The organism is Dyadobacter sp. BE31 (assembly GCF_031457695.1).
GTDB lineage: Bacteria > Bacteroidota > Bacteroidia > Cytophagales > Spirosomataceae > Dyadobacter.
On record NZ_JAVDXA010000003.1, the window covers coordinates 295,139 to 308,163 of the forward strand.

A 13,025-nucleotide genomic window follows, 5' to 3' on the forward strand; every position below is an offset into this window, starting at 1 on the left:
AAGTTTCCGACATTCCAGAGTTATTTAAAAACAATCTAAATGCGGATATTCGGATTTCTTCCGCGCCGCCGTATTTTTGTATTCTAAAAACAGAATTATATTTTGGCAGTTACCGGCAGCGACCTTCGCGTCGCAAAAGAATTTCTGATAAAAGGCGAATTAGTAGCCATTCCTACCGAAACCGTTTACGGGCTGGCGGGCAATGCATTGAACGAAAAAGCGGTACTTTCTATTTTCGAAGCAAAGAACCGGCCCGCGTTCGACCCACTCATTATCCATACTGATTCCATCGAGAAAGCGGCTATTTACGTGTCGGACATCCCCGAAAAGGCGCGTGTGCTGGCTAGCCGCTTCTGGCCCGGGCCGCTGACTTTGCTCTTACCTAAAAAGGATATTGTACCCGATCTGGTGACTTCGGGGCTCGATACAGTGGCGGTACGGATTCCCAATCATCCGCTTACACTCGAACTGCTGAGCCAGCTCAGCTTCCCGCTTGCAGCGCCAAGCGCCAACCCCTTTGGCTACATCAGCCCGACCAAACCCGAGCATGTAGCGCAGCAACTCGGTGACCGCATTCCTTATATTCTCGACGGCGGCGAATGTGAAGTTGGGATTGAATCCACGATTTTGGGTTTCGAGAACGATGAAACGATCGTGTACCGGCTGGGCGGGCTCGATATCAATGAAATCGAGTCGCTGATCGGGCCGGTCGCGCTGATGCCGCATTCCACCTCCGATCCTAAGGCGCCGGGCATGCTCAAAAGCCATTATGCCCCCCGAAAGCCGCTGCATTTGTACAGAAGGGATGAGATCGTGCCTGGTGACGCGGAAACGGGATACCTGATGTTTGATAAATACCTCGAAGGAGCCGACAGGAAATACCAGCGTTTGCTCAGCCCGAATCGTGATTTGAAAGAAGCTGCGCATAACCTTTTCGCATACCTGCGGGAGCTGGATGCATTGCCCGTTTCGGAAATCAAAGCGGAATTGGTGCCTTCCAGTGGGCTGGGCCTGGCCATCAACGACCGCCTGCAACGCGCTTCGGTGCCTGCCTGATAGCGGTTATTTGAAAAATTGCTGGTGGAAATTCATCAGGAAAACCTCGTCGGTGGCGCGGGTAATGGCCGTATAAAGCCACCTGACGAACTCGGCGTTGATTTGCTCCTCGGGTAAATATCCCTGATCGATAAAAACCGCGCTCCACTGGCCGCCCTGCGCCTTGTGACATGTGAGCGCGTAGGCGAACTTTACCTGCAATGCATTCAGATACGGATCTTTTCGCAATGCTTCGACGCGGTCTTTTTTGGATTTGATATAAAAATAGTCCTGCTGGACGCTCTCGTAGAGCTTCTTATTGTCTTCCGCGGACATCGATGCCGACGGTGAATGTAGCGTATCCAGGAAAATCTTCGCGTCGAACTCGGGTTGCTTTTCGTAGTCAGTCAGCCTTAATGTCACGTCGGCGAACCGGAAGCCGTGCATTTCCTGGGTTTTGCGGATTTTCAGAAGCTCCACAAAATCGCCGTTGGCGATGAAGCCGGCGGGGGAGTCTTCATCGAGGATATTGTAATTGTTTCTTACGACCATCAGCCGGTCACCGGCATCGAGCTCGTCTTCCGAAAAGTTAATGACCCTGCGAATGTATTCATTGTACTGAACGGCCGCTTTGTTGGATCGGGTCAGAATAATCGAGTTCTCAGTACCATATTTATCGTAAGCATATCGCAGTCCCTCCTCCAATTTCTCGCCCGTCATTTTGAAAACATCGCGGTAGGAACGGGTAGTAATATGAATATCGGCCGCCTCGGCACCGAGTTGGTTGCGCAACTGGGTAGCATTGAAAAGAATGCCGGACTGCTCGTCCTGGCGCATGACCTCCTTTAATTCTTCTTGGAAAACAGACATATAGAATGTCCTTTCCAGGTAATCACCGTCCAGTGCGGGGCTCAGTTCTTTTCCGACGGGAGGTAGCTGGGCAGTGTCGCCGACGAGCATCAGCTTGTTGCCAGGGTTTTCAAATACAAATTCCACCAGGTCGGCCAGCAGGCTGCGGCTTCCGAAATCCGCGTCGTCGGTGATCATCGAAGCCTCGTCGACGATGAACAGGGTGTTGTCGTGGTAATTTTTCTGGCGCTGGAAAGTTAATGTGCCTGAAAACGCATCGGCTGTCTGCTTGTAGATCTTCTTGTGGATCGTAAGCGCGATCTTTTCGGAGTAGCCCGACATCACCTTTGCCGCCCGGCCTGTGGGTGCCAGCAGCACCGACTTATAGCCGAAGTGTTTCAACACCTTAATGAGCGTGCTGATGATCGTCGTTTTACCGGTTCCCGCGTAACCTTTGAGCAAAAAACAGTCCCTGTAACGTTCAAGGCCCTTCTCTTCAATCAGAAAATCATTGGTCTTCTCGAAGAAACGAAGCTGACCGTCAGTGGGCCTGAAAGGGAATTGTCTGCGCAGTAATTGGGAAGGCAAAAGTTTGTCGGTGTCCATGGAACGAATCTAACGCAAGGATTTCGATTATCAAAAACCGATTTTTTAACAAAATAATACTCATATTTTATTGGACTTTATTAGGTCAAATCCATATATTAGACTCCCTTATCTGAAAATCCCCAAACCTAAACATCTATGCTGGTACAACATGTAATGGGCAACAAGCCTGTCAATGCGATTTGGTCGGTTACGCAGGACAACACAGTGTTTGAGGCTCTGGAACTCATGGCCGAGAAGAACATTGGGGCAGTTTTGGTACTTGAAGATAATGAATTGATCGGCATCTTTTCCGAGCGCGACTATGCACGCAAAGTGATTTTGCAGGGGCGCGGTTCGAGGGACACGCTGATCCGCGATGTAATGACCAGCAAGGTGATTACCGTGGAGACGGACGAGAAGATCGAGCAATGTATGCAGATTATGTCGGACAAGCACATCCGCCACTTGCCTGTGAACCGCGACGGCCAGCTGGTAGGCATTATTTCGATCAACGACATCGTTTCCGCGATCATACACGAGCAGAAAGAGCATATTAATACGCTCGAAAGCTATATTTCCGGAAGTCCGTACTCCTGATCCTTCTTTCGTTTTCAGGCAGAATAGCCATTTTACCGCCCGTAACCGCCCTGCCGGAAGCGGGGAGGTAGAATTATGTCTTGCCTATTCTGGTCGGATGGTTATCTTTGCCCGTTCAAAAAACAGGTTTTGCAAGCGCTAAATGCAGACATAGGGACTATTTACGGAGGCTCCGTGCGTGTGCGCGTGTGCGGGATCTGCGTGCACGAGGGCCGCATTCTGCTTGTGAACCAGGCGCTCTATGGACCCGCCGGCGTATTTTGGGCGCCTCCCGGCGGTGGCGTCTATTTCGGCGAAACAGCAGCGCACGCACTGGTCCGTGAGTTCCGCGAAGAAACGGGCCTGGACGTCGTGGTTGGAGAGTTGCTATTTGTCAATGAGCATATTGCAGACCCGCTGCACGCGGTTGAGCTGTTTTTTGAAATCAAATCCTTTGAGGGAACCCTGATGTCGGGTTTCGACCCGGAGCTGGCAGCAGACGGGCAGATTATCCGTGAGGTCCGTTTTTTGAGCTGGGAAGAAATCACCACTTTCAAACCGGAGCAGCGGCACCGCATCCTAAATATCGCAGGCTCGCTGGCAGGAATTTTTGAACTCAACAAGTATATTTCCGGAAACTAACACCGGCATAAACATTAAACAACACCACCTAACGACGTGGCAAATTCTGAAAACCAGTTAATAGAAGTTATTCCGACGCTGTTGGTAGGAGATAATTCCTTCGATGCGGCCAGTATTCCGCTTTGTACGCTCTGTATCGAGCTCGACGAGCGACGTATCCGCTTTTGCATCGTGAGGGACGAGAATATGGAATGCATCTGGCTGGAAGACTATTTTTTTGAGAATGCGCTCACGCCCACGGAAATTTTCGAACGGCTGAAACGGATTTTCAGTGGACACCTGTCCTGGTCGTCCAATAACTGGAACAATGTCCGAGTGACAGTGAATTCGCATGCTTTCACGCTGGTGCCGAATGTTTTGTTCCAACCTGAATCGGCCTACGAATACCTTTCTTTTGCATTGGGCAACCCGGTTTCGAAGCATGAAAAAGTGCTTTGGCATGATTTGCCGCTTGTGCACGCGCAGAACGTTTTCAGCGTTCAGGAGCTTTGGTATGACTGGGTTGTGAACCATTTCAGCTCGTCGACGGTCACATTCTATCATCTTACGAGCGCGCTGGCGATAGGCTCCCTGGTGAACCATGTGGAGCACCAGGAAATGCGCATGATGTCGTTGTATTTTGAAAAAGACCATTTCACCCTGGTGGTGAGCGAAAGCCAGCAGTTGCTGCTTTGCAACCGCTTTAAATATGCTCAGGTTCAGGAGCTTGCTTACATTATCCTGTTCACATTGAGCCAGCTGAATATCCTGCCGGAGGAAATCAAGGTGCTTTGCTACGGAGAAATCGCGCCGACGTCGGAATCTTACCAGGAGCTTTCAAGGTTTTTCCCGAACTTGCATATGGGTACCCGGCCGACAACGCTGAAATACAGCCCGCAATGTGCGGAGGTACCCGGTCACCGGTATTTCGGATTGTTCAATACTTATCTCATTTCCTCCTAAAACGCCTCCTATGACTCGTATCGCATTATTTCCGGGATCTTTCGATCCGTTCACCAAAGGGCATGAGGATATTGTCCTGCGCGGGCTGAGGCTGTTTGATGAGGTCGTTATAGGGATCGGTAACAATGCTACCAAAAAGCGTTATTTCCCGCTGGAAGTGATGAAGGAGATGATCGAAAAGACGTTCTCTTCTGAGCCGAATGTGAAAGTGATTACCTACGACGACCTGACGGCCCATACTGCCCGGGAGCTGGGCGCGAGGTTTCTGTTGAGGGGACTGCGGAACACGACCGATTTTGAATATGAGAACGGCATTTCACAGGTAAACCGGTATTTATACGAAGAGATCGAGACCGTCTTTCTGATCACATCGCCCAGTCTGGCACCGATCAGTTCGAGCATTATCCGCGACCTGCACCGCTACGGACAGGCCGTGGACAATTTTCTTCCCTATTCATTATCCGAACTGAAAAAGGCTGAGCAGAACATCTGAGTGCCCTGAGCGCGGTTTCAGGATTCTTTCAGGTTGTGGATCTTATTCAGGCTGTCGACCACGTAGCGGATCGAGCTGTATGATTGTATGAGCAACGGTTTTACATCCGAAGGCTCGTACCAATCCAGCTTCTCGATCTGCTCTTCGGCTTGCGGGCTCATTTGAGAATCGTCGAGACAATCGAGCAGGTACCATTTCGTGCGTTTCAGGATGCGGCTGTTATTCAGCGTGTAGGTATGCCAGGTAGTACATATTTTGTCGCGGATCAAGGCTTTTACACCGGTTTCCTCTTCGATTTCGCGGATAGCGGCCACTTTGGAATTTTCGCCTTTGTCGAGCTTGCCTTTCGGTAAATCCCACATTTTGCGGCGGTACATGAAGAGCCATTTGCCATCTTTCACCACCACGCCGCCTGCGGCCTTGATCACCTTGTACTGTGCCTTGATTTTGTCCTCAACCTCCGATTTTTCACGGGTAGCCATCGTGATCGAAAGCATGTCTTTCGGAAATTCCTTTTCGAGCATCTGGATCACCTGAATCGCGCTGGTAGTAGTGGAATTCAGGAACAGGACGTGACCTGTCAGCATGCTTCTCTGCAACTTTTCCAGCCTGAGATCTACGATATGTTCAAAACGCGATGTTTCGGCGGCAGACAACTGATTGGTCCGTACAATTCTGACTGGACGGTCGTCGAAAAAAATGATCATTTTGGAATGGGTACGTGAATGGATCGCAAAATTAAGTAAAGAGTTTAGTTTAGGCAGAGATTATTATTGATAAATTTGTATTTGTAACAACTAAACAGTTCTTGGAACTCCTTATAATTCTACTGCTGGTGCTGCTCAATGGCCTTTTTTCCATGTCTGAGATAGCACTGGTTTCTTCCCGAAAATCGCGACTGGAAGCAGCAGCCAAGAATGGCGATTCGAGCGCGAAAGCAGCATTAAACCTCGCGAATTCACCTACCAAATTTCTTTCCACCGTTCAGATCGGCATTACGCTCATCGGTTTGCTGACCGGTATGTACAGTGGCGACAATATTACCGCCGATTTTGAGCAAATAATTTCCCGCGTACCTGCGCTGGTGCCTTACGCACATTCGCTCGCCGTGGGTACAGTACTGGTGGTGATTACCTATTTGTCGCTTGTGCTGGGTGAGCTGGTGCCTAAACGCATCGGGATGTCCAACCCCGAAGCGATTTCAAAGGTAATGGCCACGCCAATGAACCTGCTTTCAAAGGTAACCGCGCCGTTCATCGCTTTGCTGGGTTTTTCCAGTGACTTGATCATCCGTGTTTTGAATATCAAACAAAGTGAGAATGCGGTGACCGAGGAGGAAATCAAAAGCCTGATCCAGGAAGGGACTTCGGGCGGCGTATTCGAGGAGATCGAGCAGGAAATCGTGCATAATGTGTTCCAGCTCGGCGACCGCAAGGTGACCTCGCTGATGACCAACCGGCAGGAAATCGTCTGGCTCGACCTGGAAGATACCGTCGAAGAGAACAAAGCTAAGATCCTCGACGCGCGCCACTCCATTTACCCGGTTTGCCGGGGTAATGTCGACGACGTGGTGGGGTTGGTATACGTTAAAGATCTGATTGCAACTGATCTCGAAGTACAAATGGCGCATTTGAATGCTATTGTGCGCGATCCGGTTTACCTGCCGGAAAGTAACCGGGCTTACCAGGCGCTCGAAAAGTTCAAGGAGCAGCGCGTGTATTACGGCATTATCGTGGACGAATACGGCGGTACGCTCGGTGTGGTGACCATGCATGATATTATGGATGCATTGGTGGGCGACATTTCCGAGGATATCGAGGAGGCATCGGAAATCGTGAAGCGCGAGGACGGTAGCTACCTCATCGATGCACAGCTACCATTCGACGATTTTATTCAGTATTTCAATATCAGTATCCAGGAAGCCGAGCGCCGGGAGCTGGTGGGCTTTAATACACTCGGTGGTTTTGTGCTGCACGTTCTGGAAAACATTCCCCAAACCGGCGAGAAGTTCAATTGGAGGCATTTCGAATTCGAGGTCATCGATATGGATCGCAGCCGCATAGATAAGCTTTTAGTAACCAACCATAATAAACAGGAAGAATCCGAAGATTAATAATGTCGAACGATCTGGATATTACCAAACGAATCGCCGAGCTGCTATTGGAAGCGCAGGCCATCAAACTCAGTCCCGCAAAGCCGTTCCAATGGAGTTCAGGCTGGTTTTCACCGATTTATTGTGACAACCGCGTGGCATTGTCGTACCCTGATACCCGCACCTTTATCAAAAAGGCGCTGGCTGAGCTGATCCGTGCGAAATATCCTAACGCGCAGGCGGTGGTAGGCGTTGCAACCGGCGGTATTGCGCAGGGTGCATTGGTAGCCGACCTGCTTGAATTGCCCTTCGCGTACGTACGTCCTGAGCCTAAAAAGCACGGAATGGGCAACCAGATCGAAGGCAGATTGGAAAAAGGACAGTCGGTGGTGATCGTAGAAGACCTGATCTCGACCGGTGGAAGCTCGCTGAAAACGGTTGACGCGCTCCGCGAAGCCGGTATTGAAGTCGCCGGGATGGTGGCGATATTTACCTACGGTTTCCAGGTTGCAACCGACAATTTCACCGCTAAAAGTGTACAGCTTGACACGATCAGCAATTACAACGCATTGATCGAGGTTGCATTGGAGCATAATTACATCGACGCTTCGCAACTTGAAAGCCTCGCCGAATGGAGAGTTGCGCCGGAGCAGTGGGGGAAGTAAATAAACTTCGGCTATCGGCAATCGGCCGTCGGCTTTAAACTATTCGGAAGCCGAAAGCCGACGGCCGATCGCCGAAGTACACTCTACCCTCTATGATTATCAAGGCTTTCGTACAGTCCGCCAAATGCTTCTTCTTTTACTCCGTCGGATTTCAGGAATTCGTGCGGGAAGCCCAGTTCAATTTTACTAACCTCATGTAGTTTTTGCAGGGCTTCCTCCGGGAGGCGGAAGTCGAGGCAGCCGAGGGAATCCACAAGCTGGCTCTCTTTGGAGGCGCCGATGATCGGGATCATGACCTGATCGCGATGACGCGTCCAGTTGATTGCCACTTGCGCCGGAGTTACGCCAAGTTCTGCTGCAACGTCCACCACTGTTTGGGCAATAAGGCTGCTGTGGTCACTTCTGCGGGTGCTATGGTCGGGCACGCGGCCGGACTCACCTCGCAGGTACTTGCCCGTCAGAGCGCCGCCGCCGATCGCCCCCCAGGGCGTTACGGCAAGGTCCAGGGCTTTTGCCATGGGCAGCAGGTCGCGCTCGGGCGTACGTTGCAGGAGAGAGTATTCGAACTGAATGGCCGCAAAGGCGTTCCAGCCGCGGAAATCGGCAATGGTGTTGGCTTGCGAGACAATCCAGGCCGGTGTATCGGAAATACCGATGTAATGCACGAGCCCGCGTGTGACCAGGTCGTCCAGGCCACGCATTACTTCTTCGGCAGGTGTGGTGTTGTCCCACATATGAACCCACAGGAGATCAATGTACTCGGTATTGAGGCGTTTGAGGCTTGATGTTACCGAGCGCATCATGTTTTTACGGTGGTTACCGGCGAAATTCAGATCGTCGTTACGGTCTTTGAGCGTGAATTTGGTGGCTAGTACCCAGTGGTCGCGGTCGCTTTCGATGAATTCGCCCACATATTTTTCCGAGGTGCCCTCGGTATACCGGTTCGCGGTGTCGATAAAATTGCCGCCTGCGTTGGCGAAGGCCTCGAAAATCTTAAAGCTTTCATGCTTGTCCGCTCCCCAGCCCCATTCTTTTCCGAACGTCATAGCTCCAAGGCAAACTTCCGATACCCGTAAACCCGAGCGGCCTAATAATTGATAACGCATAGTGATTTAATGATAATTTTAATTGAGGATATAGCTTCGTAAGCTTAGCTGACAACGGTGGTTTTTGTATCGCAAAGTTATACCCTTACCCGCCAAATGTATTTATATTGTACCAAATTTTGGATCTTTTACACCACACTCAATGATCGACGTTGCCTATCCTTACTTTGATACCAATCTCAGTTGGCTTTCGAACAATTACAGGTTGCTGCTGGAAGCAAATGACGAAACGGTACCGGTAAGGGAGCGGTTGCGATTTCTGGGCATTTACGCCTACCAGACGAAGGAATTCTACCGCGTACGCATCCCAAACCTGCTCGCAATGGGGGAGGTCAGCAACGACATCCGTTCCAAACTGAATATTTTTCCCGAGTCGCTGCTCGAACACGTATATGAAACGGTTGAAAACCAGCTCCGTGAATTCAACGATATTCTGATATCCGGGATCCTGCCCACACTGCTCGAACAGGGCGTGCATCTGTATTACCGCGAAGCATTCGTGTCCGAACATGCCGCATTTGTGAGGCGTTTTTTTCTCGATAAGCTGTTTCGCTATTTGCAGCCGGTGTTCCTCGACAGCCGCCGCACGCTTAAAACACCGGCTTTTGAATCCAAGCAATTATACCTGATCGTGCGCATGCAGCACCGGGAAGATGCCGAAGAAGATTGGTATGCGTCGGTGAATGTGCCAACCGAGCCTTACGGTCGTTTTCTGGAACTGCCCGAGTGGGAGGGAAAGCGCCACGTAGCATTTTTGGAGGATGTGATCCGCGAAAACCTGCCGGTGCTGTTTCCGGGCTATAATATCCTGGAAAGCTATGCATTAAGGGTCGAAAGGGAGACCGAGCTGACGATCGAGGACGAATACCCGATGCAGGTTGCACAACGTATTCTGAAACAGCTTGAAAAGCGCAATTTTGTGCAGCCATCCCAGTACTTCTATGAATCGGGAATGCCGCTGTACGTCAGGGAATATCTGGTAGGAAAGGTCTCGATCCCGATGAACGACTTCCATGAACGCGGTGATTACCTGTTCATGCAGGATCTTGCCAAATTTCCGGTACTATCCAGGCGGCTCGACTATCCCTATCAGCGGCCGGTTCAGAATCCTGAGTTCGAGGAAACGAAGTCGGTTTTCGAGGCCATTCAACGGGCCGATCAGATGCTGCATTTGCCCTACCAGTCCTACGAACCGATTGTGCGGTTTTTCAATGAGGCAGCTGTGGACCCTCACGTGCGCGAGATCCATGTTTCGCTGTATAAGATTAGTCCTAATTCATTTATACTGAACTCGTTGATCAGCGCCTCCAAAAACGGGAAGCGTGTCACGACATATGTGGAACTGAATACCAAACTGGATATCCAGGAGAACCTGCAATGGTCGAAAAAGATGCGCGATGCAGGGGTGAAGATCCTGCTGAGCGTGCCTGGCCTGAAAGTACATGCGAAAATGGCGCTGGTGAAGCGCAAGGTGCACAAAGGGTGGGAGCGTTACGCATTTCTCGGTACCGGCGGTTTCTACCGGCTGACCAGCCGTGAGATCGTCGATCACGCGCTGCTTACCTCACATCGTGAACTGACCAATGAGCTGGAACTGCTTTTCGGGTACTTATCTACGCAGGATGAGCCAAAGAAGTACAAATACCTTCCATTCAATACTTTACAGGTCACGCAGTTCAACCTTCAAAAGCGGCTGCTCGACCTGATGGACCGCGAGATCGCCAATTGTAATGCCGGGCTCAAATCGTTTATTACCATTAAAATCAACCAGTTGCAGGACCACATCCTGATCGATAAGCTTTATCAGGCTGGTCAGGCGGGCGTACCCGTGCATGTGATCGTAAGCGAGAGCTGCGGGCTGATCTCCGGCCTGCCGTCTATCAGCGACAACATCGTGGTGAGCAGGCATGTCGACCGGTATATTGAAAACACACGGATATTCCATTTTGGCAACCGTGGGAACGACGAGATTTACGTCACATCCTGCGACTGGACACACCGGAATTTGCACCGGCGGATAGACATTTGCTTCCCGATTCTGGACGAAACATTGAAAAATCAAATGCGGACTGTACTGAGGAACTACATGAATGACAACCAGAAATCGGTGAGGCTGGATCTGTATCAGAACAATTTGCGCATTGCCGACGATGCACGGGGGAAACTGCGCGCGCAGGAAGCAAATTACCGGTTAGTGGAGAAAATTGAGCGAAACGGGCCCTCGCGACGTTCAGAAATATAAGCTTTCCAACGGCTTAAAAAAATTTTATCAGCATTAAATTTCTGAATCGGCTGTCAGATTTAATGGACGGCATTTGTAGAAAAGGTAAAGAAATTTCGAAGGACTTTTTTCGTTGTCACCGCTTGCATGGTCTTGAAGTGTAAGGGGTATATCATTATATTTGAAAACATATCATTCTGAATCAATCCTAAAAGACATTTTTAAGCATGGGAATAGTAGAGCGAAGAGAGCGGCTTAGAATACAGGTACGCTCAGACATCGTGAAGACAGCCAAGGATATAGCCCGCGAGGATGGCTGGACGGCTGTTTCGATTCGCAAAATTGCTGATGTGATTGAATACAGCCCGCCTATTCTCTACGAGTATTTTGAAAGTAAAGACAAGCTCCTGGAAGCCATCAGAATGGAAGGTTTCGACTATTTGCAGACGGAGTTTGTGAAAATAAAAGGGCATTTCAGCAATCCCCAGAAACAGCTTGTGGAGGTTGCGCAGACAATCTGGCATTTTGCGGTCGAGAACCCGGAAGTTTTCCAGGTAATGTTCAATCTCGAAGGGGCCTATTGCGATTCGAAGAAAGCCTATTCGCAGGCGATGAGCATCAAGGACAATCCCGTTTGGGAAATGATCGCAAGTCTTCGCCCGAAGTCGGGGGAGCTCGTTACCAAAACATATTATGAGTGGTGGTGCCTTACCTTCGGGTTTATCAGCATTACCATGACCACCCAGCCTCGTTACGCATTTCCACAGGCGGAGCCCGTGTATATGGAAGGCATCCGGAGATTCATCCGGAGCATTATGTAACAGAAGGCGAAGAATGTTGGCGTATCTCTATTTTACTTTGGTGATAAACCAGTGAATATGGAGGTACGCTTTTCGTTAGCCAGGCATTTCCGCCGATGATCGAGTCATGGCCGATCACGGTTTCACCTCCCAGGATAGTCGCATTGGCATACACCACCACATTATCTTCAATTGTAGGGTGCCGCTTGTGTGATGCGAGCGACTTCGAAACGTGCGTCGCGCCGAGCGTAACACCCTGATAGAGCTTCACATTATTGCCAATATGGGTCGTTTCACCGATCACAACCCCTGTGCCGTGGTCGATGAAGAACGAATGGCCTATGGTCGCGTTCGGGTGAATGTCGATGCCCGTCTGGCTGTGCGCAAACTCCGTGAGCATACGTGGGAGCAATGGGATGCCGCTCTTGGCAAAAGAATGCGCAAAGCGGTAGGTAGCAATGGCCATAAACCCAGGGTACACCGAAATCACCTCCTCGATGCTTACCGAAGCCGGATCGTTGTCGGTAATGGATTTGGCATCGGTGAGCAGCGCCTCATAAATACCGGGGATTTGTGTAAACACTTCGTCCAGTATTTCCTCTGTATCGCGTTCTAGCTGAGGCAAGAGCGGTTGCAGCATGCAGTCCAGATCGTGGCGCAAATCGGCATATTTCATAGCCAAATCCTTGGCCGGGCAGCTCGGGCAATCCTTGCTGATCGGGAAGAGGAAATTGATCAGGTTCTGGATAAATTTCCCGGCGTCCTGCCTTGAAGGCAGCTTGTACCGGTATTTTTCGTTCTGCGCGGACAGGCGCTCAAAGAAAAGTGCTTGCTGGGTGGCTGTCATTAAAATAGAGGTTAACCTATACCGTTAAACCATTGCTGGCATTGCTTTTGAGTATCAAACAACGAAATGCACCGAAAAATTTTGAGAGTGGCATCTTCTTTTTTAAAAAGGCCATTTATCAGTTTTTTCTCCCGATAAAATCGTATATTGAAATATCCTGTGAATTTAG

Annotated in this window: 13 protein-coding genes; 9 read left to right on the forward strand and 4 right to left on the reverse strand. The window is 50.1% G+C overall.

Features of this window, described 5'->3' with window-relative positions:
- Positions 1-102: 102 nt before the first annotated feature.
- Positions 103-1,056, forward strand: a complete 954-nt coding sequence (locus J2Y43_RS16955) for an L-threonylcarbamoyladenylate synthase (RefSeq protein WP_309984792.1) — start codon at positions 103-105, stop codon at positions 1,054-1,056.
- Between the two features lie 6 nt (positions 1,057-1,062).
- Here the strand turns inward: J2Y43_RS16955 and J2Y43_RS16960 are convergent, their stop codons facing one another.
- Complete coding sequence (locus J2Y43_RS16960) at positions 1,063-2,490, reverse strand: AAA family ATPase (protein WP_309984794.1); 1,428 nt, start codon at positions 2,488-2,490, stop codon at positions 1,063-1,065.
- A 156-nt stretch (positions 2,491-2,646) separates the two neighbouring features.
- Here J2Y43_RS16960 and J2Y43_RS16965 point away from each other — a divergent pair, with 156 nt between their 5' ends.
- From J2Y43_RS16965 to coaD, 4 genes are all read left to right on the forward strand, one after another.
- On the forward strand, positions 2,647-3,069 hold the full coding sequence (locus tag J2Y43_RS16965) for a CBS domain-containing protein (protein ID WP_409014459.1): 423 nt from the start codon (positions 2,647-2,649) through the stop codon (positions 3,067-3,069).
- 75 nt (positions 3,070-3,144) lie between these two features.
- On the forward strand, positions 3,145-3,690 hold the full coding sequence (locus tag J2Y43_RS16970; RefSeq protein WP_309984800.1) for an NUDIX domain-containing protein: 546 nt from the start codon (positions 3,145-3,147) through the stop codon (positions 3,688-3,690).
- Between the two features lie 36 nt (positions 3,691-3,726).
- Positions 3,727-4,632, forward strand: coding sequence for a DUF3822 family protein (locus tag J2Y43_RS16975; protein ID WP_309984802.1), 906 nt, complete (start codon positions 3,727-3,729; stop codon positions 4,630-4,632).
- 10 nt (positions 4,633-4,642) lie between these two features.
- Positions 4,643-5,125: a pantetheine-phosphate adenylyltransferase gene (coaD, locus tag J2Y43_RS16980; RefSeq protein WP_309984805.1), complete on the forward strand. Its 483-nt coding sequence runs from the start codon at positions 4,643-4,645 to the stop codon at positions 5,123-5,125.
- A gap of 17 nt (positions 5,126-5,142) precedes the next feature.
- Here the strand turns inward: coaD and J2Y43_RS16985 are convergent, their stop codons facing one another.
- Positions 5,143-5,832 carry an NUDIX domain-containing protein gene (locus J2Y43_RS16985; RefSeq protein ID WP_309984807.1) on the reverse strand — a complete coding sequence of 230 codons (690 nt, stop codon included), beginning with the start codon at positions 5,830-5,832 and terminating at the stop codon, positions 5,143-5,145.
- Between the two features lie 101 nt (positions 5,833-5,933).
- Between J2Y43_RS16985 and J2Y43_RS16990 the strand changes: the two genes are divergently transcribed.
- Both J2Y43_RS16990 and pyrE read left to right on the forward strand, forming a co-directional pair.
- Complete coding sequence (locus J2Y43_RS16990) at positions 5,934-7,238, forward strand: hemolysin family protein (RefSeq protein ID WP_309984809.1); 1,305 nt, start codon at positions 5,934-5,936, stop codon at positions 7,236-7,238.
- Positions 7,239-7,240: 2 nt separating this feature from the next.
- Positions 7,241-7,882, forward strand: coding sequence for an orotate phosphoribosyltransferase (gene pyrE / locus J2Y43_RS16995; RefSeq protein WP_309984811.1), 642 nt, complete (start codon positions 7,241-7,243; stop codon positions 7,880-7,882).
- Positions 7,883-7,965: 83 nt separating this feature from the next.
- Here the strand turns inward: pyrE and J2Y43_RS17000 are convergent, their stop codons facing one another.
- The gene (locus J2Y43_RS17000; RefSeq protein ID WP_309984813.1) at positions 7,966-8,988 is read right to left on the reverse strand and encodes an aldo/keto reductase; all 1,023 of its coding nucleotides are present in this window, start codon (positions 8,986-8,988) and stop codon (positions 7,966-7,968) included.
- Positions 8,989-9,130: 142 nt separating this feature from the next.
- Between J2Y43_RS17000 and ppk1 the strand changes: the two genes are divergently transcribed.
- The gene (gene ppk1 / locus J2Y43_RS17005) at positions 9,131-11,230 is read left to right on the forward strand and encodes a polyphosphate kinase 1 (protein WP_309984815.1); all 2,100 of its coding nucleotides are present in this window, start codon (positions 9,131-9,133) and stop codon (positions 11,228-11,230) included.
- Between the two features lie 206 nt (positions 11,231-11,436).
- On the forward strand, positions 11,437-12,030 hold the full coding sequence (locus J2Y43_RS17010) for a TetR/AcrR family transcriptional regulator (RefSeq protein WP_223404271.1): 594 nt from the start codon (positions 11,437-11,439) through the stop codon (positions 12,028-12,030).
- On the opposite strand, the gene epsC is transcribed toward J2Y43_RS17010, so the two are convergent.
- A complete protein-coding gene (epsC, locus tag J2Y43_RS17015) occupies positions 12,023-12,856 on the reverse strand; it encodes a serine O-acetyltransferase EpsC (protein ID WP_309984817.1) in 834 nt (277 codons plus the stop codon). The genes J2Y43_RS17010 and epsC overlap by 8 nt on opposite strands.
- Positions 12,857-13,025: the final 169 nt, after the last annotated feature.